This is a genomic window from Streptomyces sp. NPDC020597 (assembly GCF_044335095.1).
In the GTDB taxonomy this organism is placed as follows: domain Bacteria; phylum Actinomycetota; class Actinomycetes; order Streptomycetales; family Streptomycetaceae; genus Streptomyces.
In genome coordinates this window covers 155,007-176,720 of record NZ_JBIRUL010000013.1, presented here as the reverse complement: position 1 = coordinate 176,720, position 21,714 = coordinate 155,007, and the positions used below count along the sequence as shown (strand labels likewise).

18 protein-coding genes are annotated in these 21,714 nt (G+C 73.2%); 10 read left to right on the top strand and 8 right to left on the bottom strand.

Translation table 11 applies throughout. From position 1 onward, the window contains the following. Positions 1 to 3 precede the first annotated feature (3 nt). Positions 4 to 1,626 carry an acyl-CoA synthetase gene (locus ACH4ZA_RS23410; RefSeq protein WP_398431405.1) on the bottom strand — a complete coding sequence of 541 codons (1,623 nt, stop codon included), beginning with the start codon at positions 1,624 to 1,626 and terminating at the stop codon, positions 4 to 6. Positions 1,627 to 1,803: 177 nt separating this feature from the next. Here ACH4ZA_RS23410 and ACH4ZA_RS23405 point away from each other — a divergent pair, with 177 nt between their 5' ends. The 6 genes from ACH4ZA_RS23405 to ACH4ZA_RS23380 all read left to right on the top strand — a co-directional run bounded on the left by ACH4ZA_RS23405 (position 1,804) and on the right by ACH4ZA_RS23380 (position 7,019). After that, entirely contained in the window at positions 1,804 to 2,604 is an 801-nt protein-coding gene (locus ACH4ZA_RS23405) for a crotonase/enoyl-CoA hydratase family protein (RefSeq protein WP_398431404.1), read from the top strand. 130 nt (positions 2,605 to 2,734) lie between these two features. Further along, complete coding sequence (locus ACH4ZA_RS23400) at positions 2,735 to 3,676, top strand: Zn-ribbon domain-containing OB-fold protein (RefSeq protein WP_398431403.1); 942 nt, start codon at positions 2,735 to 2,737, stop codon at positions 3,674 to 3,676. After that, positions 3,673 to 4,743, top strand: coding sequence for a thiolase domain-containing protein (locus tag ACH4ZA_RS23395; protein ID WP_398431401.1), 1,071 nt, complete (start codon positions 3,673 to 3,675; stop codon positions 4,741 to 4,743). The genes ACH4ZA_RS23400 and ACH4ZA_RS23395 overlap by 4 nt, the downstream gene beginning before the upstream one ends. After that, the gene (locus ACH4ZA_RS23390; protein ID WP_398431398.1) at positions 4,740 to 5,906 is read left to right on the top strand and encodes a thiolase domain-containing protein; all 1,167 of its coding nucleotides are present in this window, start codon (positions 4,740 to 4,742) and stop codon (positions 5,904 to 5,906) included. The genes ACH4ZA_RS23395 and ACH4ZA_RS23390 overlap by 4 nt, the downstream gene beginning before the upstream one ends. A gap of 83 nt (positions 5,907 to 5,989) precedes the next feature. After that, entirely contained in the window at positions 5,990 to 6,232 is a 243-nt protein-coding gene (locus ACH4ZA_RS23385; RefSeq protein ID WP_351673760.1) for a DUF397 domain-containing protein, read from the top strand. A 289-nt stretch (positions 6,233 to 6,521) separates the two neighbouring features. After that, a complete protein-coding gene (locus tag ACH4ZA_RS23380) occupies positions 6,522 to 7,019 on the top strand; it encodes a hypothetical protein (protein ID WP_319165450.1) in 498 nt (165 codons plus the stop codon). Between the two features lie 14 nt (positions 7,020 to 7,033). On the opposite strand, the gene ACH4ZA_RS23375 is transcribed toward ACH4ZA_RS23380, so the two are convergent. Together ACH4ZA_RS23375 and ACH4ZA_RS23370 are read right to left on the bottom strand one after the other, a co-directional pair. Further along, positions 7,034 to 9,019, bottom strand: a complete 1,986-nt coding sequence (locus tag ACH4ZA_RS23375) for an N-acetylmuramoyl-L-alanine amidase (RefSeq protein ID WP_398431446.1) — start codon at positions 9,017 to 9,019, stop codon at positions 7,034 to 7,036. A 163-nt stretch (positions 9,020 to 9,182) separates the two neighbouring features. Next, entirely contained in the window at positions 9,183 to 10,322 is a 1,140-nt protein-coding gene (locus tag ACH4ZA_RS23370) for an aminoglycoside phosphotransferase family protein (protein ID WP_398431396.1), read from the bottom strand. A gap of 232 nt (positions 10,323 to 10,554) precedes the next feature. On the opposite strand from ACH4ZA_RS23370, the gene ACH4ZA_RS23365 reads away from it, so the two are divergent. Continuing rightward, the gene (locus ACH4ZA_RS23365; protein ID WP_398431395.1) at positions 10,555 to 12,057 is read left to right on the top strand and encodes a hypothetical protein; all 1,503 of its coding nucleotides are present in this window, start codon (positions 10,555 to 10,557) and stop codon (positions 12,055 to 12,057) included. A gap of 48 nt (positions 12,058 to 12,105) precedes the next feature. Here ACH4ZA_RS23365 and ACH4ZA_RS23360 read toward each other — a convergent pair whose 3' ends face one another. Then, positions 12,106 to 13,497: a PP2C family protein-serine/threonine phosphatase gene (locus ACH4ZA_RS23360; RefSeq protein ID WP_398431393.1), complete on the bottom strand. Its 1,392-nt coding sequence runs from the start codon at positions 13,495 to 13,497 to the stop codon at positions 12,106 to 12,108. 349 nt (positions 13,498 to 13,846) lie between these two features. On the opposite strand from ACH4ZA_RS23360, the gene ACH4ZA_RS23355 reads away from it, so the two are divergent. Next, positions 13,847 to 14,260 (top strand): SsgA family sporulation/cell division regulator, encoded by a 414-nt coding sequence (locus tag ACH4ZA_RS23355; protein WP_398431391.1) that lies wholly within the window; start codon positions 13,847 to 13,849, stop codon positions 14,258 to 14,260. Between the two features lie 13 nt (positions 14,261 to 14,273). Here the strand turns inward: ACH4ZA_RS23355 and ACH4ZA_RS23350 are convergent, their stop codons facing one another. Both ACH4ZA_RS23350 and ACH4ZA_RS23345 read right to left on the bottom strand, forming a co-directional pair. Beyond that, on the bottom strand, positions 14,274 to 15,296 hold the full coding sequence (locus ACH4ZA_RS23350; protein WP_398431390.1) for a Gfo/Idh/MocA family protein: 1,023 nt from the start codon (positions 15,294 to 15,296) through the stop codon (positions 14,274 to 14,276). A gap of 85 nt (positions 15,297 to 15,381) precedes the next feature. After that, positions 15,382 to 16,476, bottom strand: coding sequence for a chemotaxis protein (locus ACH4ZA_RS23345; RefSeq protein WP_398431389.1), 1,095 nt, complete (start codon positions 16,474 to 16,476; stop codon positions 15,382 to 15,384). A 167-nt stretch (positions 16,477 to 16,643) separates the two neighbouring features. On the opposite strand from ACH4ZA_RS23345, the gene ACH4ZA_RS23340 reads away from it, so the two are divergent. Next, the gene (locus ACH4ZA_RS23340) at positions 16,644 to 17,426 is read left to right on the top strand and encodes an alpha/beta fold hydrolase (RefSeq protein WP_398431388.1); all 783 of its coding nucleotides are present in this window, start codon (positions 16,644 to 16,646) and stop codon (positions 17,424 to 17,426) included. 11 nt (positions 17,427 to 17,437) lie between these two features. On the opposite strand, the gene ACH4ZA_RS23335 is transcribed toward ACH4ZA_RS23340, so the two are convergent. After that, complete coding sequence (locus ACH4ZA_RS23335; RefSeq protein WP_398431387.1) at positions 17,438 to 18,928, bottom strand: glutamate synthase-related protein; 1,491 nt, start codon at positions 18,926 to 18,928, stop codon at positions 17,438 to 17,440. Beyond that, positions 18,929 to 20,575, bottom strand: coding sequence for an alpha/beta hydrolase (locus tag ACH4ZA_RS23330; protein WP_398431385.1), 1,647 nt, complete (start codon positions 20,573 to 20,575; stop codon positions 18,929 to 18,931). Positions 20,576 to 20,812: 237 nt separating this feature from the next. Between ACH4ZA_RS23330 and ACH4ZA_RS23325 the strand changes: the two genes are divergently transcribed. After that, positions 20,813 to 21,622: a chaplin gene (locus ACH4ZA_RS23325; protein ID WP_398431384.1), complete on the top strand. Its 810-nt coding sequence runs from the start codon at positions 20,813 to 20,815 to the stop codon at positions 21,620 to 21,622. Positions 21,623 to 21,714 lie beyond the last annotated feature (92 nt).

Genomic DNA, 21,714 nt, shown 5'->3' with positions numbered 1-21,714 from the left:
CGTTCAGGAGTTCTCCGCCACCGCCGCCTCCCGTGCCCACCGGTAGTCCGCCTTCCCGCTCGGGGAGCGGCGGATGGACTCGGTGAGCACCAGCCGGCGCGGGATCTTGTATCCGGCCAGCCGGGTGCGGCAGTGAGTCTGGATCTCCTCCAGCGACAGGGGCGGGGCGCCCCGGCGCACCTGGACCACCGCCGCCACGCGGGCGCCCCACCTCGCGTCCGGCACCCCGGCCACCAGGGCGTCGTACACGTCCGGATGGGCCTTCAGCGCCTGCTCGACCTCCTCGGGGTACACCTTCTCGCCGCCGGTGTTGATGCACTGCGAGCCGCGGCCAAGCACGACGACCACGCCCGCCTCGTCGACCGTCGCCATGTCGCCGAGCAGGACCCAGCGCTCGCCGTCCTTCTCGAAGAAGGTCTCGGCGGTCTTCACCGGGTCGTTGTAGTAGCCGAGGGGGACGTGGCCGCACTGGGCGACCCGGCCGATCTCGCCCGGTGCGATCACCTCCTTCGTGGCCGGATCGACCACGCGGGTGCGGGAGTTGACCCGGACACGGAAGCCGCGCTCGGGGCCCGAGTCCTCCGTCGCCGTGCCGTTGAAGCCGGACTCGGAGGAGCCGAAGTTGTTGAGCAGCGTCGCGTTCGGCATCAGTGCCCGGAACTGCCGGCGCACCGTGTCCGACATGATGGCCCCGGACGAGGAGACGCTGAACACGGACGAGCAGTCCGTTCCCCGCATCGGGCCCTCGAGCGCGTCGATCAGCGGCCGCAGCATGGCGTCGCCGACCAGGGAGATGGCGTTGACCTTCTCCCTGGCGATGGTGCGCAACACCTCCTCGGGCACGAACTTGCTGTGCAGTACGACCCGTTGGCCGAAGTTGAAGCCGATGAACGCGGTGAGGGTGGACGTGCCGTGCATCAGCGGGGGAGTGGGGAAGAAGGTGATCCCGGAGCCGCCCGCGGCGACCCGCTCGGCGAGTTCCTCCGGCTTCTTCACCGGCTCCCCGGTCGGCGCCCCGCCCCCGAGGCCCGCGAAGAACAGGTCCTCCTGGCGCCACATCACGCCCTTGGGCATGCCGGTCGTGCCGCCCGTGTAGATGATGAACTGGTCGTCCCCCGAGCGGGCCGGGAAGCCGCGTCCGGGGGAGCCACCCGCTTCGGCGTCCGCGAAGGAGACGACGTCCGCGAGGGGAGCGACGTCCTCGCCCGCCGGCCCGACCCGTATCAGGTGCCGCAGCGTCGGAGCCTGCGGCAGCGCGGCCACCACCCGGTCGGTGAACTCCGCGTCGAACACGAGCGCGGCAAGGTCGGCGTCCCGGTAGAGATAGACCAGCTCCTCCTCGACGTACCGGTAGTTGACGTTGACCGGCACGATCCGGGCCTTGAGGCAGCCCAGCACCGTCTGCAGGTACTCGACGCCGTTGTACAGGTGCAGGCCGAGGTGCTCGCCGGGGCGGATCCCGCTGTCGAGGAGGTGGTGGCCGATGCGGTTGGCCGCGGCGTCCAGCTCCGCGTACGTCAGTCGGCGTTCCGCGCCCGAGCCCGGGTGGTCGACGTGGACGAGCGCCTCGCGCTCGGCCGCCACGTCGACGACGGACTCGAACAGGTCGGCAAGGTTGTACTCCACCGTTCCTCCTGACCTCGCGACGGCCTGGCTCCCAGACGGTTCGCCGGTCATCAGAGCAAAGGGCGCGGCAAGTGTGAAGGGCTCCGGACAAGAAATCTGACTGTCTGTCAGAAAACCCTTGAAGTGCCATCGCGCCTCCTGCAACCTGTTCTCGTTCTTTCCGAGGGGAGATCTGCGATGGGCGGTACCGAACACCTCACCGTGCGGCGCGAGGGCGCCACACTGGTGCTCACGCTCAACAGGCCCAAGGCCAGGAACGCGCTCTCGATCGCCATGCTCGTCGGCCTGTACGACGGCTGGCTCGAGGCCGACGCCGACGACTCGGTCCGATCGGTCGTCCTCACCGGCGCCGGCGGCTCCTTCTGCGCCGGCATGGACCTCAAGGCGCTCGCCGGCCAGGGCATGGAGGGCGAGCAGCACCGCGACCGGCTCAAGGCCGACCCGGACCTGCACTGGAAGGCGATGCTGCGCCACCACCGCCCCCGCAAGCCGGTGATCGCCGCCGTCGAGGGCCACTGCGTGGCGGGCGGCACCGAGATGCTCCAGGGCACCGACATCCGCGTCGCGGGGGAGTCCGCCACCTTCGGCCTCTTCGAGGTCAGGCGCGGCCTGTTCCCGATCGGCGGGTCCACGGTCCGCCTGCCGCGGCAGATCCCGCGCACCCACGCCCTGGAGATGCTGCTCACCGGGCGGCCCTACAGCGCCCGCGAGGCCGCCGACATCGGCCTGATCGGGCACGTCGTGCCCACCGGGACCGCCCTGGACCGGGCCCTGGAGATCGCCGAACGCGTCAACGCCTGTGCCCCGCTGGCCGTGGAGGCCGTGAAGGCGTCCGTGTACGAGGCCGCCGAGCTGACCGAGGCCGACGGGCTGGCCGCCGAACTGGCGCGCGGCTGGCCGGTGTTCGACACCGACGACGCGAAGGAAGGCGCCCGCGCCTTCGCGGAGAAACGGGCGCCGGTCTACCGGCGCGCGTGACGCTCCGCCGGGCGAGTGGGCGGTAAGCGCAGTTCGCCATACTGCGGGTCCGTTGTGGCCGGTCGCGCAGTTCCCCGCGCCCCCTTCGGGGCGCTCCCGCCGACGTCGGCTTCCCAGGGAGGCAGCTCCGATGCCCGAAGTGCTCAAAGCCCCGCTCGTCGTCGAGTTCCCGTTCACCCGGTCACTCGGCCCCGTCCAGAGTGCCTTCCTCACCGGCCTGCGCGAACGCGTCGTCCTCGGCGTGCGCACCGGCGACGGCCGCACCCTCGTCCCGCCCGTCGAGTACGACCCCGTCACCGCCGAGGAGCTCCACGAGCTGGTCGAGGTCGCCCCCACCGGCACGGTCACCACCTGGGCCTGGAACCACGCCCCCCGGCGCGGCCAGCCCCTCGCCACCCCGTTCGCCTGGGTCCTGGTCAGGCTCGACGGCGCCGGCACCGCCCTCCTGCACGCCCTCGACGCCCCCGGCCCCGACGCCGTCCACACCGGGATGCGGGTCCGGATCCGCTGGGCGGAGAACCGCACCGGCGCCATCACCGACATCGCCTGCTTCGAGCCCCACGACGGCCGGCCGGCCGAACCCGCCGGCGTCACCGGCGAGTTCACGGACCCCGTCACCGGCATCGTCGCCCCCGCCCGCCTCGACTACACCTACTCGCCCGGCCGGGCCCAGTCCGCCTACATCGAGGCGCTCTCCACCCGGCGCACCGTCGGCGAACGCTGCCCGTCCTGCCGCAAGGTGTACGTCCCGCCGCGCGGAGCCTGCCCCACCTGCGGGGTGCCGACCGCCGAGCAGGTCGAGGTCGGACCGCGCGGGACCGTCACCACCTTCTGCATCGTGAACATCAAGGCGAAGAACCTCGACATCGAAGTCCCCTACGTCTACGCCCACATCGCCCTCGACGGCGCCGGCCTCGCCCTGCACGGCCGCATCGGCGGCATCCCCTACGACCAGGTCCGCATGGGCCTGCGCGTCGAACCCGTGTGGACGGACGGGGCCCGCTACCCCGACCACTACCGGCCGACCGGCGAACCCGACGCGGACTACGACGCCTACAAGGAGCTGCTGTGACCCGCGAGGAAACCCCGGGCGTCCGCGACATCGCGATCGTGGCCTTCGCGCAGACCGACGTCCTGCGCACCACCGACGAGCTCTCCGAGGTCGAGATGCTCATGCCGGTCCTGCACAGCGTCCTCGACCGGACCGGCCTGAAGACCGCCGACATCGGCTTCACCTGCTCCGGCTCCAGCGACTACCTCGCCGGCCGCGCCTTCTCCTTCACCCTCGCCCTGGACGGCGTCGGCGCCTGGCCGCCCATCTCCGAGTCGCACGTCGAGATGGACGGCGCCTGGGCGCTGTACGAGGCGTGGACCAAGCTCCTCACCGGCGACGCCGACACCGCGCTCGTCTACTCCTACGGCAAGTCCTCGCCCGGCTCCCTGCGCGACGTCCTCACCCGCCAGCTCGACCCGTACTACGTCGCCCCCCTGTGGCCCGACTCCGTCGCGCTCGCCGCGCTCCAGGCCCAGGCCCTGATCGACGCGGGCGAGGCCGACGAGAGCGCCCTCGCCGCGATCGGCGCCCGCAGCCGACGGGTCGCGACCCTCAACTCCCACGCCCAGCTGCGCGGCACCGTCGCCCAGGGCGACTACGCGGTACGGCCGCTGCGCACCGGCGACTGCCCGGCCGTCGGCGACGGGGCCGCCGCCGTGATCCTCGCGGCGGGGGAGCGGGCCCGCGAGCTGTGCTCGCGGCCCGCGTGGATCCGGGGCGTCGACCACCGCATCGAGGCCCACTCGCTCGGCGTGCGCGACCTCACCGACTCGCCCTCCACCCGCCTCGCCGCCGAGCGGGCCGGCGTTTTCGAACGGCCCGTCGACACGGCCGAGCTGCACGCCCCCTTCAGCGCACAGGAGATCGTCCTGCGCAAGGCGCTGCGTCTCGACGACAGCGTGCGGGTGAACCTGTCCGGCGGCGCCCTCGCCGCCAACCCGATGATGGCCGCCGGTCTCATCCGCCTGGGCGAGGCCGCCGCCCGCATCCACCGGGGCGAGTCCGACCGGGCCGTCGCCCACGCCACGTCCGGCCCGTGTCTGCAACAGAACCTGGTCGCCGTACTCGAAGGGGATGCGCGATGAGCAAGGAGCCCGTGGCCGTCGTGGGGATCGGCCAGACCAAGCACGTCGCCGCCCGGCGGGACGTCTCGATCGCCGGGCTGGTCCGGGAGGCGGCCCGGCGCGCCCTCGACGACGCCGAGCTGACCTGGGCCGACGTCGACGCCGTCGTCATCGGCAAGGCCCCCGACTTCTTCGAGGGCGTCATGATGCCCGAGCTGTACCTCGCCGACGCCCTCGGCGCGGTCGGCAAGCCCATGCTGCGCGTGCACACGGCCGGATCCGTCGGCGGCTCGACGGCGCTCGTCGCCGCGGGCCTCGTCGCAGCCCGCGTCCACGGCACCGTCCTCACCCTCGCCTTCGAGAAGCAGTCCGAGTCCAACGCCATGTGGGGGCTGTCCCTGCCGGTCCCCTTCCAGCAACCCCTCCTCGCCGGGGCGGGCGGATTCTTCGCCCCGCACGTGCGCGCCTACATGCGACGCAGCGGCGCGCCCGACACCGTCGGCTCCCTGGTGGCCTACAAGGACCGCCGCAACGCGCTGAAGAACCCCTACGCCCACCTCCACGAGCACGACATCACCCTGGAGAAGGTCCAGGCCTCGCCGATGCTGTGGGACCCGATCCGCTACTCGGAGACCTGCCCCTCCTCCGACGGGGCCTGTGCGATGGTCCTCACCGACCGGGCCGGCGCCGCCCGCGCACCCCGCCCGCCCGCCTGGATGCTCGGCGGGGCGATGCGCAGCGAACCGACCCTCTTCGCGGGCAAGGACGCCGTCTCGCCGCAGGCCGGCAAGGACTGCGCCGCGGACGTCTACCGCCAGGCCGGGATCGGCGACCCGCGCCGGGACATCGACGCCGTCGAGATGTACGTGCCGTTCTCCTGGTACGAGCCCATGTGGCTGGAGAACCTCGGCTTCGCCGACGAGGGCGAGGGCTGGAAGCTCACCGAGGCCGGCGCCACCGAACTCGACGGCGACCTGCCGGTCAACATGTCGGGCGGCGTCCTGTCCACCAACCCGATCGGCGCCTCCGGCATGATCCGCTTCGCGGAGGCGGCGCTCCAGGTGCGCGGACAGGCCGGCGAACACCAGGTGGACGGGGCCCGCAGAGTCCTCGGGCACGCCTACGGGGGCGGCTCGCAGTTCTTCTCCATGTGGCTCGTGGGAGCGCGACCGCCGGAGTCGTGAAAGGTCCTTCCCACGTGCTCTGTCGGCGTCCGGACCCGGTCGCTAGGCTGGCCCGCGGACGACGAACCGGGAGGAGCACGGACGTGGCCGAGAGCACCATCCAGCAGCCGCCGCTCACAGGCTGGAACAAGCCGGAGCTGGACCTCAGCAACGCCGAGTGGCAGTCCAGCAGCCGGGGGCGGGGGGATGTCCAGATCGCCTTCGTCGAGGGGTTCATCGCGATGCGCAACAGCGGCAGCCCCCAGAGCCCTTCTCTGATCTTCACGCCCGCGGAGTGGGGCGCGTTCGTGTCGGGGGCGCGGGAAGGGGAGTTCGACCTGACCTGAGACCGGCCACGCCGCGGTCCGGCCGGTCCGCCGGCCGCCTTCCGCACCCCGCGGGGACGGCGGGTCGCCGGGGTGCTCCCGGTCGCCGTGCACTCTCGCAGCCGAGGGCGGCACGGGTCCTCGACGGCGGGCGGACCCCGCCCTCGCCCCGCTCCCGCGCACGGCGGGCGCGCCCGGGCGACGGGGGCCGCCGGGCCGGAGCGGGCGGCCGTTCCCGGGACGCGTCGAAACGACCGAACGCGGCGCTCCCACCCGTCGCCGAACGGCCGCGGCCACGTACCATGGCCGCATGTCGTTCCTCCGCCGCCGCAGCGCCACCCCCGCCGGGCCCGAATTCGACGTTCTGGCCATGGACCCGGGCGACTGGCCCGGCAATCTGGGCGCCGGGCTGCTGCCCGCCCCCGACGGCAGCTGCCAGGGCGTGTTCCTGCGCTACGACCTCTTCGGCGGCCGCGGCCCCGCGATGATCATCGGCAATCTGCCCGAGGGCTCCCCGGCCCGCGAGGTGGAGGAGGGGGAGATCCCCTTCGAGGTGGCCCAGCTGCTGCTCGCGCTGGAGAACGACGAGGAGGTGACCGTCGTCGGCGTCGAGGACATGCCGGTGATGCAGGGCGACAACCTGCTGATCGTGCGCCGCCTGAAGCTGTCCGAGGGACGCGTCTCCTGCGTGCAGTTCGACCGCAGCGACAACGTCCTGGTGACCATCGCCGCCTGGGACCGCCCCATCACCGACGACCTGTACGCCCTGCTGAAGCCGCTCCCGGCGGAGCTGTTCCAGCAGGGCTGAGGCACGGCCGGGCCCTAGGCGGCCGGGGAGTCCGACGGCATCACCTTGACGTCCGCAGCCCGCACGAACGCCACCCGGTGGCCGTACTGGATCTCGTAGTACTGCTCCCGGCCGACGACGAGCCGGTGCGAACCGGTGGCGAAGGTGGACGCGTAGTAGTACTCGCCCGGTACCTTCCCCCCGACCACGTACCGCTGGCCCTTGGGCAGCTTGTACGGCAGCGCGGAGACCGGCTGGACCGGGACGCCCGCCGGATAGGCGGACGCCTCGGGGTAGGCGCGGCCGTAGAGCGGAACGCTCGCCACACCGTCCCTGGGCGTGACCACCTGCCCCGCCGCGGGCACCGCCGTCGGCCGCGCGGCCGGGTTCTCGAACCACGCCTTCTGGCCGAGGTACCAGATCGCCGTCCAGTCGCCCCATCGGCCGGCGACCGCGTACTGCTGCCCGGTGGACGCCCGTGACGAGGTGTCGTTGAGACCCTTGGTCGGGCCCGAGCCCTGGCCGACGTCGTTGATCAGCGCGGACTTCTCGTCGTGGTCGACGTACAGCCGCACCGTGCTGGAGCCGTGCGCGGCGCAGGCTCGCCGGCGCGCGGCGCAGTCCGTGAACACCGGCCGGTTCGCGGCGTAGTCCGGCCGGATCGTCACCGAACCGCCGCTGCCGTCGGCGGTCGCCGTGAAGGGGGCCTCCAGCAGTTCGAAGTAGTGCCGCCAGTCCCAGAAGGGGCCGGGATCGGTGTGCATCCCCGAGATGCTCGCCGCCGTCGGGCCCGGCACGTTGTCATGGCCGAGGACGTGCTGCCGGTCCAGCGGGATGTCGTACCTGTCGGCCAGGTACTTCACCAGTCGCGCCGACGAGCGGTACATGGCCTCCGTGTACCAGGAGTCCGGGGCGGAGAGGAAACCCTCGTGCTCCAGGCCGATCGACTTGGAGTTGACGTACCAGTTGCCCGAGTGCCAGGCCACGTCCTTCGCCTTCACATGCTGGGCGACATGCCCGTCGGTGGCGCGCAGCGAGTAGTTCCAGGACACGAAGGACGGGTCCTGGACCGAGGCCAGCACCCCCTCCCAGCCGCCCTCGGTGTCGTGGACGACGAGATAGTCGATGTCGGGCGAGGCGGGCCGGTCGGCGATGTCGTGGTTGCCGTAGTCGTCGTCACCGAACTGCTGGTACGGCGCCGGGATCCACTCGCAGGACACCGTGGACGGGCATTCGGCGCCCGTCGCCGGGACATGGCGCAGGCCGGTCCCGCGCAGCTGGGCCGGCCGCGGCGCGAGGCCCGGCTGCGCCGCGAGGACGACCGTCTGGCCGGCGTCGGTGATACGCCGTTCGCCGGTGCGCAGCACGCCGTACACGTCGTTCGCGTAGGCGGCGGCGGTCGCGGTGTCGTCCGCGCCCGAGAAGCGCGCCACCGCGCCGTACCAGTCGGAGGGGTCGGTGCTCAGGGGCCGGCCCAGGCGGCGCTGGGTGTCGGCGAGCAGCGCGGCGCCGCCGGCGATGTTGGCCGCGGGGTCGGTGCGCAGCTTCCCGGCGGCGAGGCCGGTGAGCTTCGCGGCCCGCGGCAGGGTCTTCAGGCGGGCCGGGATCCGCTCGTTCGACGGCGCCCGGACATGCGGGGCCGGGGGCCGGGCCGTACGGTCCTTCCGGGCGGAGTCGCCGCGCGGGTTCCCGGTGCCGGCGCCGTGGCGCGGGGCCGCGGCAAGGGCCGCGCGGACGTCGGTGAGATGCATCGGGCCGTAGCCGCCGGTCACACTCGGCGCTCCGGCGTGCGCGTCCCAGCGGGACTGGAGGTAGGACACGCCCAGCAGCACGCTCTGCGGCACGTGGTACTCGGCTGCCGCGGCGGCGAAGGCCCGCTGGAGGCCGTTCACCGGCCGGGGCGCGGCGTCGGCCGGGCGGGCGGCGCCGAGGAGCGGCAGGACGAGAGCCGCCGACGCGAGTGCGCCTGCGGCTCTACGGGTACGTCTGTGCGCTCCGGGGGGAGTGGCGGGTCTGCGCAATGCGGCCTCCAGGGCGAGAGAGCGGGGGTGCGGGCCGGCCGCAGTCGGCCGGGCCGACAACCCGTCAATCATGCCCATAGCGGGATGAATTCCCTCGTCAAGACACCGCATACGTCAGTCGACGGTGCGCCGCCGTTCAGGCGCACCGTCGACCGGCATGCCCTCAGCGCGTGCCGACCGCCGCGCGTACCGCCCGGCGGGCCAGCTGGCAGTCGTCGTGCAGCCGCCGCAGCAGCAGACGCTGTTCCTCACCCGACGGCGCTCCTCCCGCGTGGGCCGCCCCCGGGGTCGTCGGGGGCGTGTCGTGCATCGAGCGCTGCACGGCCGTCTCGTACGTGCGGATCTCGCGGGTCAGGACCAGCATCAGGTTCACCAGGAAGGCGTCCCGGGATGCGGGGCCCGCCGACTGGGCGATCTGGCTGATCTGACGGCGCGCCACCGGCGCGTCGCCCAGCGCCGACCACAGCGTCGCCAGGTCGTAGCCCGGCAGGTACCAGCCGGCGTGCTCCCAGTCCACCAGCACGGGACCGGCCGGTGACAGGAGGATGTTCGACAGGAGGGCGTCGCCGTGGCAGAACTGGCCCATGCCCTGTCGGCCCGCGGTGGCCGCGATGCCGTGCAGCAGCTTCTGCAGGTCGCCGAGGTCCCGGTCGGTGAGCAGGCCCAGCTCGTGGTAGCGGGAGATGCGGGCGGCGTAGTCCAGCGGCGCGTCGAACGAACCGGCCGGCGGCCGCCAGGCGTTGAGCCGGCAGATCGCGCCGAGCGCGGCCCTGACGTCCGCCCGCGGCGGCGCCTCGGTGGGGTGCCGCTGCAGGGCGGCTGCCCGCCCCGGCATCCGCTCGATCACCAGGGTGCAGTTGTCCGGGTCCGCCGCGATCAGCCTCGGCACGCGCACCGGGGGGCGCTGCCGGACGAACGTGCGGTATGCCGCTATTTCGTGCCGGATCCGCTCGGCCCAGACGGGGGAGTGGTCCAGTAAGCACTTGGCGACGGCCGTGCTGCGTCCGGTCGTGCCGACCAGGAGCACGGAACGTCCGCTGCGGCGCAGCACCTGGACCGGCGCGAACTCCGGACAGATGCGGTGCACGGAGGCGATCGCCGTGCGCAGCTGGGCGCCCTGCGGGCCGGACAGGTCGAGCCTTCCGCTGAGCGGTTGCGCGCCGAGCCCCGCGGGACGGCGCACACCGCCCGCGCCGAGCGCGGGAGCCGCCGTTCGCGCGGGGGCCAGATAGGGGCCGCCACCGCCCGGGCGGGTGTGCAGCGACCGGGGCGGGGCGGACACGGAGGACGATGCTGCGTACATGGGGGAAACAGATCCCTTCGTGTGCCGGACGTCAGAGCGCTGCCCCGACCGGCCCTTTCGGGTGCACCCTGGGGAGTGTCCCTCGGCGACCGGGTCGGGGTGGCGCATTCCTACCTGACACCCGTCGCCCAGTGGCACACCATCTGGCGAACCCTGGCGAAGCCTGGCGAATAGTCGCCCGGCAACTTTCCCGGGGCTACTGTCAACTCAGCCGAGAACCTGGGGGCTTGACGTGAGCGGACAACCCAACACCCGTCTCTCGGATCTGTTCGGCCTGGCCGGCTGGTCCAAGGGCGAACTCGCGAGGCTGGTCAACCGGCAGGCGGCGGCCATGGGCCACCCCCAGCTGTCGACCGACACCTCCCGGGTGCGGCGGTGGATCGACACGGGAGAGATCCCGCGCGATCCGGTGCCGCGGGTGCTGGCAGCACTGTTCACCGAGCGTCTCGGCCGTGTCGTGACCATAGAAGACCTCGGTCTGGTCCGGCACGGGCGTACAGGTAGACGGCCCGGCGGCGGGAGTGCTGAACACCCCGACGGCGTGCCGTGGGCGCCCGAACGGACTGCCGCGGTCCTCACCGAATTCACGGGAATGGACCTCATGCTCAACCGACGCGGTCTGGTGGGCGCGGGTGCCGCGCTCGCCGCGGGATCAGCTCTCAGCAGCGCCATGCACGACTGGCTGCACACCGACCCCACCCTCTCCGCCGATGCTCCCACCGTCGACCATCCGCTCGTCCATCATGCCGATCCCGCAGGGTTCGACCGCTACGAGGCCGCCCCCATCGGGGCGGAGGAGGTCGACGAACTGGAGCAGTCGGTCGAGGTGTTCCGGGCCTGGGACGCGGCCCGCGGAGGCGGGCTGCAACGCAAGGCGGTGGTGGGACAGCTCAACGAGGTGGGCGGCATCCTGGCCTACCGTCATCCCGCCCATCTGCAGCGACGCCTGTGGGGCGTCGCGGCCAACCTCGCCGTCCTGGCCGGCTGGATGTCGCACGACGTCGGCCTCGAACCCACCGCCCAGAAGTACTTCGTGATCGCCGCCCATGCCGCGCGGGAGGGCGGCGACCGCCCGCGGGCCGGCGAGGCGCTGTCCCGGGCCGCCCGGCAGATGGTGCACCTGGGACGGCCCGACGACGCCCTCGACCTGATGAAACTGGCCCAGTCCGGCTCCGGCGAGGAGGTGCTGCCGCGCACCCGGGCGATGTTCCACACCATCGAGGCCTGGGCGCAGGCGGCGATGGGCAAGGGGCAGGCGATGCGGCGCACCCTCGGCCGGGCGGAGGACCTCTTCGTCTCCGACAAGGACGACGTCGTCCCGCCGTCCTGGATGCAGACCTTCAAGGACGAGGACCTGTACGGGATGCAGGCGCTCGCCTACCGCACGCTGGCCGAGTTCGAGCCGCAGGCGGCCGCGCACGCCCAGTACTACGCGGAGAAGGCACTGGCGCTGCGCGTCGACGGGCGCGAGCGGTCGAAGATCTTCGACCATCTGTCCATGGCGTCCGCCTGCTTCATCGCGGACGACCCCGAACAGGCGGACCGGTTCGCACGGTTGGCCCTGATGTCGATGGGGTCGAACTCCTCCCGGCGCACCTGGGACCGGCTGAGCCAGATGTACCGGCTCACCGCGGAGTACGCCGGCTCCCCGAGGATCAGTGAGCTGCGCGAGGAGATCAGGCTGGCGCTGCCGAAGCAGAAGGGGGCCAAAGGGGGCGGCAGCGCCCGGGCGTGAGCGAGCCGGGCTTCTCCGTCGCCACCCGTCACCGGGTCGCCCGGCTGCCTACCGGGTCACCCGGGCGACGAGCACACAGGCGTCGTCGGTGCGTTCGGCCTCGCCGCACTCCTGCACGGCCGCGTCGACGCACTCCTGGGCGCTGCGGGCCGCGTGCAGGCGCGGGGCCAGGGCGAGGAGACGATCGGCGGGCGCCAGGCCGTCGGTGTGCAGCAGGATCAGGTCGCCCTCATGGAGCGTCTCCTCGGCCTGCTCGTACGTGGTGCGGGGGGCGGTTCCGAGCAGGGAGCCCTCCGGCGCCCGCAGCCGGCGACCCGTCCCGTCGCGGAACAGCAGCGGGGCGGGGTGACCGGCCTGCGCCCACATCAGGGTGCGGGTCCGTGGCCGGTAGCGGCAGCAGACGGCGCTGCCGAGGACCGGTCGGGCGGTGGCGTCCAGCAACTGGTTCAGCCAGCACAGCAGCCGGTCCGGCTGGGCGCCCGCCATGGCCATGCCGCGCAGCGCTCCCAGCAGCATCGCCGTGTTCGAGGTGACGGCAGGGCCGTGTCCGGTGAGATCGCCGACGCTCAGCAGCGTCTCGTCGTCGGGGAGTTCGAGCGCGTCGTACCAGTCGCCGCCGATCAGGGAGGTGGTGGCGGCGGGCAGATACCGGGCGGCGACGTCGAGTGCGCTGGGGCCCTCGTGCGGCAGGCGCAGGGGGACGCGGTGCGGGGGAAGGACGGCTTCCTGCAGCTCGACCGCCCGTCGGTGTTCGGTCTGTGCCTGCTGCCGGGCCCGCAACGAGTCATGGCTCTCGCGCACCGCGCGCTGGTTGCGGCGCAGTTCACTGACGTCCCGCAGTACGGCCCACATGGACGCGGTGGCGCCGTCGGAGTCGAGCACCGGCTCGCCCATCATGTGCACGGTGCGCGGGGAGCCCGCGGGGCGGAGGATGCGGAACTCGCCGTCGATGGGGCGGGCGTCGACCAGGCAGTCCGTGACCATCGCGGTCAGCTTGGGCCGGTCCTCCTCCAGGACGAGACAGGGGAGTTCGTCGAGGGTGAGCGGGGCGGTGGCGGGGTCGCGGCCGAGGATCCGGAAGAGCTCCTCGGACCACACGGCTTCGTCCGTCAGCAGGTTCCACTCAGCGCTGCCGACCCGGCTGACCAGGGACCCGTGCCGGGGCTCCGTGGCGGCCGGCGGGGGTCCGGGGGGCGGCGCGGGCCGGGGGCCGTCCCGTAACTGGGCCAAGTGCGCGTCGAGATCCTCGAGTTGGTGCCGGGCCAGATCGTAGAGGGCCCGCTGCCAGCGTCCCTCGGGGTCCGTCGGGTCGCTGTGGGCGTCCTGCCGTACGGCGTCCATGTCGCCCTTGAGCCGTCGGGTCTGCGAGATCAGCGCGTCCACCGAGCCGCGCGGCGGCGGCTGGGCGGCCGGGTGATCCGCGAAGACGTGGGGCGGCATGAGGCTCTCCGATGCGGGACGGTACGACGAAGGCTGACGCGAGGGCCGTTACGACTGTGGCACAGCCCGCGACGCGGTGTAAGGGATTTGGCAACACACGATTCGGTGGTGCTTCCGGCATATGCCAGTGTCTTCGCGGAGGGGTGGAGAAGTGTGGCGCGGGCGCCTCGGAGACGCTTCAAGTCGTAGGCAGCGTACGTGACTTGAGGGACTCCTGAGGGGGTTGGGGTGCGTGTCATCCGGGTGTTCGACGGGCATATGTTCTACGCACCTCATGGTGTGATGCAGGTCACATTAATTGGTCCCGGGAAAGGCGTAATGCGATCGGCCTCCGCGAGGTCCTATGTGCATGGACATCCCTCTGGAACAACCCGTCCGCGCCCGGTTGATCACCGCGGAGGACCAGGCGCTGCCCGTGCCCGCCACACTCCGCTACGACTCCGCCGACCCCTTCGCCGTGCACATCGACTTCCCGCCCGAGGTCTCCCTGGCGGGCGAGCCGGTCACCTGGACCTTCGGCCGCGGGCTGCTGGAGCAGGGCGTGGACGGTCCGGCCGGGAGCGGCGACGTGCACATCTGGCCCTGCGGGCAGGCCCGCACGGTGATGGAGTTCCACTCACCGCTCGGGATGGCCCTGCTCCAGTTCGACACCGCGGCCCTGCGCCGCTTCCTGCTGCGCAGCTACGCGGTCGTCGCCCGCGGCGGGGAGGACGTCGGCAGCGCGGTCGACCGGGGTCTGCAGGCCCTGCTCGGCAACGTCTGAGGAGCGCCCGGGCTCAACGGCCGACGGCGTACAGACCGGGGCGCGGGGCGAGTTCGACGGCGACGCGCGCCCCGCTCCCGAGGGCCCGGACCCCGGCCTCGGCGACGGCCGAGGCCGCGTAGCCGTCCCACACGGACGGACCGGTGACCCGGCCGCGCCGCGTGGCGTCGACCCAGGCCTGCACCTCGCGGTCGTACGCGTCCGCGAACCGTACGAGGTAGTCCTGCGGCACCTCCGCGCCGGCGGCGCCCCGTGCGGTGACGAGCACGCCGTGGTCGTCGCCGATGCGTGCGCTGCCCGCCTCGCACACGGCCTCGCAGCGCACCTGGTACCCGAAGCCGCAGTTGACGAAGACCTCCACGTCGACCAGGGCGCCGTCCGCGGTCTCGAAGAGGACGAACTGGGGGTCGAGCAGGCCCTGCGGGGCGCCGGACGAGGAGCGCGGCCGCAGCACGGTCACCGACGTCAGCTCCTGCCCGAGCAGCCAGCGGGCCGCGTCGATCTCGTGCGACACCGAACTGTCGACCAGCATCGCGCTGGTGAAGTCCGGCGGCGAGGACACGTTGCGGTGCACGCAGTGCAGCATCAGCGGCCGTCCCAGCCGCCCGTCGTCCAGCAGCGCCTTCAGCCTGCGGTACTCGGCGTCGTACCGTCGCATGAACCCGATCTGCGCCAGCCGCCGACCGAGCCGGGCCTCCGCCTCCAGCACGCGCAGCGCCCCCGCCGTGTCCGGCACCATGGGCTTCTCGCAGAGCACCGGAAGGCCGCGGTCGAACGCCGCGAGCAGCGCCTCCTGGTGGGCGGGACCGGGCGAGGCGATCAGCACGGCCTCGACGCCGGGCGCGTCGAGCGCGGCCTCCGCCTCCGTGTGCACCGTCACCGCGTCGAGGCCGGCCACGGCCTCCTCGGCGCGCGCCGTGTCGGGGTCGGCCACCGCGGCGACCCGGGCTCCGCTCACCACCCGGGCGAGGCGGCGCACGTGGTCGGCGCCCATGTGCCCGGCGCCCAGCACGGCCACCCCCAGCAGGTCGCCCACGCGCCCGCCCCCTCCCGGTCGACGATCACGCCGAAGCGTACGCCGCCGGGGAACCCGGCCGGCCGGGGCCGTGACGGGTCCGCGGTCAGTAGCGCAGCACGCCCGCGATGCCGTCCATGTCGCCGAGCGTGCCGTCCGGCACGAAACGCACCGCGGCGCCCGTCTCCAGGCACTGCTCGACGATCTCGTCGACGATGTCCTCCCGGGCGTCCAGATCGCCGCTCGCGGCCGGGACGAGGTGGTCGCCGTGGTCGCGGACCGTGATCCGGTAGTTCTCCTCGACGGCCAGCAGCCGGACCCGGCCCTCCCGCGCGTTCTGCCACAGCTCGTCGACTCCGGCCGCGAACATGCGGTGCCCGCGGGCCGAGTCGAAGACCCGGGCGATCGAGGCCACGTCCCGGCGGGACTCCGCGTCGAGCAGCGGGCGCACCGTCTGCCACACGGCCTCGGGCGGACCGTGCGAGAGCCCGCCGTGCGCGACGTGCAGCGCGTCGCGGGTGACGCCGCCCAGCTCGTCGAGGAGCGACAGGGCCGCGTGCTCGCCGGTGACGAACAGCGGCCGCGGGTGTGCGCGCAGCAGCCCGCCCATGGCGGTGTCGGCGTCGCGCAGGAAGTGGCGGGTGTCCTCGTCGCGGAACGTGCTGGGCAGGTCGCCGGTGCGCTGCATGCGCTCGGCGTCGAAGTTCGGCCGGCTCCTGACCAGCGGGAAGCCGCCGGTGTGCTCCTCGGTCACCCGGTCGGCGCCGCCGTTCCACAGGGTGACGCGGTCGGCGGAGACCGACAGGACCCAGAACGGCCGCTCGGCGGCCTGCGCGGCGACCAGGTTGCGGGTCAGGAAGGTGTCGGAGAGCACGACCCGTTCGGGCACGGGACGGGCCAGCGACCACACCTGGTGCTCGCCCGGCGCCGCGTAGATGACCAGGCCGTCCTCGCTGTGTGTCAGGTCGACCTCGGCCAGTGCGCGATCGAGGTGTCCCGCGACGTCGGCGCGCCGATCGCGGGTGATCGCCGGATCGTGCTCCAGCTGTCTCTTCGCCTCCGCCACGACGTTGCGCAGCCGCACCCGGTCCTGGGCGTTGTCGGGTTCGCGCCGATGGGTCGGCGTCAGCACGGACACCGCCGGGTAGGGGCGCGGGCGGCGCAGTTCGGAGAGGGCGGAGGGGCTGAGTGCGTGCTCCATACGAGCACGATAGGTCCGAATCGCGTAGCGGGCATTCGGGACAGGACGGGCGCGGTGGAGGGGCGTGCGGTCACACTTCGGTCTCCCCGGTGGCCGCCGGTGACGGCGACCCCCTCGGCCGGTTACCGTACGCGTCAGTAACCGGGACCGCACCGCAGGAGGCCTCCATGCCGCAGCTCGAAGTCGACGGCGCAGCACTGACGTACGACGACGAGGGCCCGCGCGACGGCGACGGCGTGCCCCTGGTGTTCGTGCACGGCTGGACGGCCAACCGGCGCCGCTGGGACCACCAGGTGGCGCACTTCTCCGGCAGGCGCCGGGTCGTGCGGCTCGACCTGCGCGGGCACGGCGAGAGCAGCGGGGCGGGCGTGAAGACGGTCGAGGAGCTGGCGCGGGACCTCCTCGCCCTCCTCGACCACCTGGAGATCGAGCGGTTCGTGCTGGTCGGCCACTCGATGGGCGGGATGATCTCGCAGACCGTGGCCCTCTCCCACCCGGAGCGGGTGGAGCGCATGGTTCTGGTGAACTCCATCGGCCGCATGACCTACAGCCGGGGGCGAGGACTGCTGATGGGTGTCTCCACCCTCGTCCCGTTCAAGCTGTTCGTCGCCGCCAACATCCAGCGTGCCTTCGCCCCCGGTCACCCCCGCGACGAGATCCGCGCGTACGTCAAGTCCTCGGCGGACACCCCGCGCGAAGTGGTCATGACCCTGTACGGCGCCATGCGGGCCTTCGACGTCCTCGACCGGGTCGGCGAGATCCAGGCCCCGACGCTGATGATCCACGGCTATCACGACATCCAGCTCCCGGTCCGTCAGATGCTGCGGATGGCCAAGGCCTACCCGGACGCCACCGTGCGCATCATCGACGCAGGTCACGAACTCCCCGTGGAGAGGCCGGCCGAGCTGACCGCGGCGATCGACGCCTTCGTGACCGTCAGGTCCGCCTAGTCCCCGCGACGTCACCCGAAGCTGTCCGGGTCGGCCGCCTTCCAGTCCGCCTCCCACGACTGGGGCGGCCCGGCGAGGAGTTCGCCCGGCGCGAGCCACTCGTACAGCTCCGCGTACGAGCGCTCCGAGCCGGGCCCGGTCCGCCGGACCAGTTGGGCGGGGGTGAGCCCGCCCGGCTCGCGCACGCCCATCGCGGCCATGATCCGCACCGCGTCGCGGACGGTGTCGCGCTGATAGCGCCGGACCTGGCGGGCCTTGTCGGCCACATGCAGCGCACGGACCCGCGACGGGTCCTGCGTCGCCACGCCGGCCGGACAGGCGCCGGTGTGGCAGCGTCCGGCCCGCACGCAGCCGACGGCGAGCATCATCGCGCGCGCCGCGTTGGTGTAGTCGGCGCCCTGCACGAGCCGCCGGACGATGTCCGAGCCCGACGCCACCCGACCGCTCGCCCCGATCCGCACCCGGTCCCGCAGACCGACCCCGGCCAGGGCGTTGTGCACCGTGACCAGCCCCTGGGTGAGCGGCATGCCCAGGCGTCCGGCGAACTCCGCCGGAGCGGCGCCCGTGCCGCCCTCCGACCCGTCGACCACCACGAAGTCGGGCGTCACGCCCTCCGCCGCCATCGCCCGGCAGACCGCGAGGAACTCCCGCCGCGAGCCCACGCACAGCTTGAACCCGGTCGGCTTGCCGCCCGCGAGCTCCCGCAACCGGGCGACGAACAGCACCAGTTCGCGCGGCGTCGCGAACGTCCGGTGGACGGGGGGCGACACCACGGGCTCGCCCACCCGCACCTTGCGCTCCCGCGCGACCTCGACGCCGACCTTCACGCCCGGCAGGACCGCGCCGGTACCCGGCGACGCACCCTGCGAGAGCTTCAGCGACACGCACTTCACCTCGGGCAGCGCCGCCTTGTCCGCGAACTCCCGCTCGTCGAAGCCGCCGTCGGCGGTACGGCAGCCGAAGTACCCCGTCCCGATCTCCCACACGAGGTCGCCGCCGCCGCGCAGATGGTGCTCCGACAGACCGCCCTCGCCGGTGTCCTGGGCGAAGCGCCCCAGTGCGGCGCCCCGGTTGAGGGCGAGGACCGCACGTGAGGACAGCGCGCCGAAGCTCATCGCGGACACGTTCAGCAGGGCCATGTCGTAGGGCTGCGAGCAGTCGGGCCCGCCCACCCGCACCACCGGCGGCTCCTCCGCCGCCTCGACGGGACGCAGCGAGGGCACCAGGTACTCGTGCACGTCGGGTTCGCCGGCGGCGTCGGGCGGGCGTCCCGGGCCGCCGTCCCCGGGCAGCGCCCGCGCCGCCGGGTACCGCAGACGGCCGACCAGCGGGTGGTTGCGCGGCACGGCGCGGCCGCGCTGCAGCAGGTCCCGGACGCCGAGGCAGGCCGTCGCGAGCAGCGGCCCGGCCGCGAACCACCACCGGGCGGACAGGACGGCCGCCGAGGCCGTCGTCACGGCCGCGCACAGGGCGACGAGCAGCAGCGGCAGGAATCGGCGCACTCAGCCGGCGTCCTCGTCCGGCCCGCACGAGCTGCCGCTGGGCGGGAGCGATCCGTACAGCAGGAAGTCGTCGACCTTGCGGTGCACGCACTTCGACGATCCGTACCCGGTGTGGCCCTCGCCCTTGTTGTCGAGCACGACGGCCGGCGATCCGAGCCGCTTGGCGGTCTCCACGGTCCAGCGGTACGGCGTCGCCGGGTCGCCCCGCGTGCCGACGAGGAGGATCTTCGGGGTGCGGAGGTCCTTCACCTCGTTGCGGATGTAGTCGGTGCCCCTGGGGCGTCCGTAGCACAGCAGGACCTCGTTGAGCCGGTACCGGCCGAAGACCGGCGACGCCTTGTCGTAGGCGGCCCGCAGCCGTTCGAGGTCCGCGGTGATCCGGGCGGCGGTGGGCCGGTCCGGGTCGTCCGCGCAGTTGATCGCCATCAGAGCCGCGGGCAGGTTGTCGAGCGGGACGTCCTCCGCGTCGACCAGGGCGCCGGGGGAGGGGTCGGTGCGGACCGCCGACCGCGGCGGCAGCGGGAGCGGGAGCGGCACCGGGAAGGGCAGCGGACGGGCGAAGCCGCCGGTCGTGAACCCGAGGACCCCGCTCGGGTCGCCGTTCTCGATCAGCTGGGCCAGCGACCTCTCCAGCAGCGGCCACAGTTCCCTGCTGTACAGGCCCTGCCCCAGGGCGCCGACGAGGTCCTGCCCGCTGAAGTCGTCGCCGAAGTCGGTCGGCAGGGGATCCTCGTCGAGCGAGCGGACGAGTCGCACGACCTCCTGGCGCGCCACCCGCGGATCCTGCCCGAAGGGGCAGGCGATGTCCTTCACGCACCAGTTGACGAAGTCGTCGAGGGCCACCTGCTGGCCTCGGGCGCCCGCCACGCCCTGTTCGGTGAGCGGCTCGGTGAGGGTGTCGACCCCGTCGAGGACCATCCGTCCCACCTTGTCGGGGAACCGGGCCGCGTAGACCGCGCCGAGCCGGCTGCCGTACGAGAAGCCCAGGTAGTTGAGCTTGCTGTCGCCGAGCGCCTGACGCATGACGTCGAGGTCCTGGGCCGCGGACACGGTGCCGATGTGCGGCAGGACCGGTCCGGAGTGCTCCGCGCACTCGGCGGCGGCCTGTTTGAGCCGGCTGAGGAGCTCCGGCGGATCCGCGAGGGCCGTGTCGTCGTTGAGCGGGGCCAGCCCGCTGCCCTCGCCGTCCCCGCAGCTGACGGGGGAGGAGCGGCCGACGCCGCGCGGATCGAGGGTGACCACGTCGTAGCCGTCCGTCAGGTCCATGAACTCCTTGCCGCCGTAGGCGAGTTCGGGGACGCCTGCGCCGCCGGGGCCGCCGAAGTTCAGCACCACAGAACCGCGTCTGTCACCCGTGGCCCGGTAGCGGGCGAGCGCGAGGTCGAGCGTGCCCGCCTGGGGGCGGGAGTAGTCGAGTGGGACGGTCAGCTTGGCGCACTGCAGATCCTTGGGCATGCCCTCGCCCCTGCACGCCTTCCAGGCGACCTTCTGACCGGAGAACCGGGACAGGTCGGGGCGGTCGTCCCCGTCGCCGGCGCGGTTCGCGTTTACCGTCGGCAGACCCGCGCCGCCGAACAGGGTCAGTGCGGCGGTCGCGGCGAGGGCACAGCTCCGCAGCCCGGGCCGCGTCGACAGATTGGCCAGCATCAGTGCCTCCAAGGACGCCCGCAGCGGTCCGGAACGGCGCCCTCGATCACGATAAGCGGCAGGTGGACGCGCCGCCTCCGGGCGGCGGCGCGGCCCCCGGCGCGCGGCCCGCCGACAGTTCGACGCGGGTGACACCCGATGGGGTGAAAGGGCGTTTAGGCATAACTCGGACGCTTCGCCGACGTTCTATCGGGTGCGGGCGACTGCCCGCGATTCAAGTCTGGAAGGCAGGGACCCATGAAGCGGGTTACCCGATCCGGTGTGATGGCCGTCGCCGTGGTCTCCGGCGCGATGGCTGTGACACTGCCCGCACACGCCGACTCCACGGCGAACGGCGTCGCGGCCGGCTCGCCGGGGCTGATCTCCGGCAACGGGGTGCAGCTGCCGGTACACCTCCCGGTGAACCTGTGCGGGAACACGGTCAACGTGGTGGGAGTGCTGAACCCCGCCGCGGGCAACACCTGTGTCAACAAGGGCGGGGCCGACGCCTCCGGCGGCCGCGGCGGGCAGGGTGCGCACGGCGGTCGTGGCGGGCAGGACGGGCACGGCGGTCGCGGTGGGCATGACGGGCACGGCGAGCACGGCGGCCGTGGCGGTCACGACGGCCGCGGCGGATCCGGGGCCTCCTCCGGCGGCGGGGCCGTCGCGCAGGGCGACATGGAGGGCTCCCCGGGCGTGGTCTCCGGCAACGGCGTCCAGCTGCCGGTGCAGCTCCCGGTGAACGTCAGCGGCAACAGCGTGAACGTCGTCGGCATCGGCGACCCGGCGTTCGGCAACACGTCGGTGAACACCTCCGGGGAGAAGCCCGAGCAGCCCGAGCACCGGCCGCCGGCCCGGCACACCCCGCCCGCGAAGCCGCAGCAGCCGGGGCCGAAGGCCAACCCCTCGGCACCGGCCGTCGAGGCCGGGACCAGGGGCCCCGAGGCCCTGGCGTCGCTGGCCCACACGGGCGCCGACGCCACGCTGACCGCGCTGGCGGGCAGTACGGCGATGCTGCTCGGCGGCGTGCTGCTGTACCGCAGGTTCCGCCCCGGTGCGGAGCGCTGAGCGGGGCCTTCGGCACCAGGACCGCAGGCCCCGGAGTGTCGGGGGTCTGCGGTCCGTCGTCGCGGCGGTGCGGGCGCGTCCGGCCGTCCCGG

Coding starts and splice junctions, on each gene's coding strand:
- ACH4ZA_RS23400 (WP_398431403.1), top strand. CDS start 2,735: ATGCCCGAAGTGCTCAAAGCCCCGCTCGTCGTCGAGTTCCCGTTCACC.
- ACH4ZA_RS23390 (WP_398431398.1), top strand. CDS start 4,740: ATGAGCAAGGAGCCCGTGGCCGTCGTGGGGATCGGCCAGACCAAGCAC.
- ACH4ZA_RS23360 (WP_398431393.1), bottom strand. CDS start 13,497: ATGCCGCCCCACGTCTTCGCGGATCACCCGGCCGCCCAGCCGCCGCCG.
- ACH4ZA_RS23345 (WP_398431389.1), bottom strand. CDS start 16,476: ATGGAGCACGCACTCAGCCCCTCCGCCCTCTCCGAACTGCGCCGCCCG.
- ACH4ZA_RS23355 (WP_398431391.1), top strand. CDS start 13,847: ATGGACATCCCTCTGGAACAACCCGTCCGCGCCCGGTTGATCACCGCG.
- ACH4ZA_RS23380 (WP_319165450.1), top strand. CDS start 6,522: ATGTCGTTCCTCCGCCGCCGCAGCGCCACCCCCGCCGGGCCCGAATTC.
- ACH4ZA_RS23370 (WP_398431396.1), bottom strand. CDS start 10,322: ATGTACGCAGCATCGTCCTCCGTGTCCGCCCCGCCCCGGTCGCTGCAC.
- ACH4ZA_RS23405 (WP_398431404.1), top strand. CDS start 1,804: ATGGGCGGTACCGAACACCTCACCGTGCGGCGCGAGGGCGCCACACTG.
- ACH4ZA_RS23325 (WP_398431384.1), top strand. CDS start 20,813: ATGAAGCGGGTTACCCGATCCGGTGTGATGGCCGTCGCCGTGGTCTCC.
- ACH4ZA_RS23330 (WP_398431385.1), bottom strand. CDS start 20,575: ATGCTGGCCAATCTGTCGACGCGGCCCGGGCTGCGGAGCTGTGCCCTC.
- ACH4ZA_RS23340 (WP_398431388.1), top strand. CDS start 16,644: ATGCCGCAGCTCGAAGTCGACGGCGCAGCACTGACGTACGACGACGAG.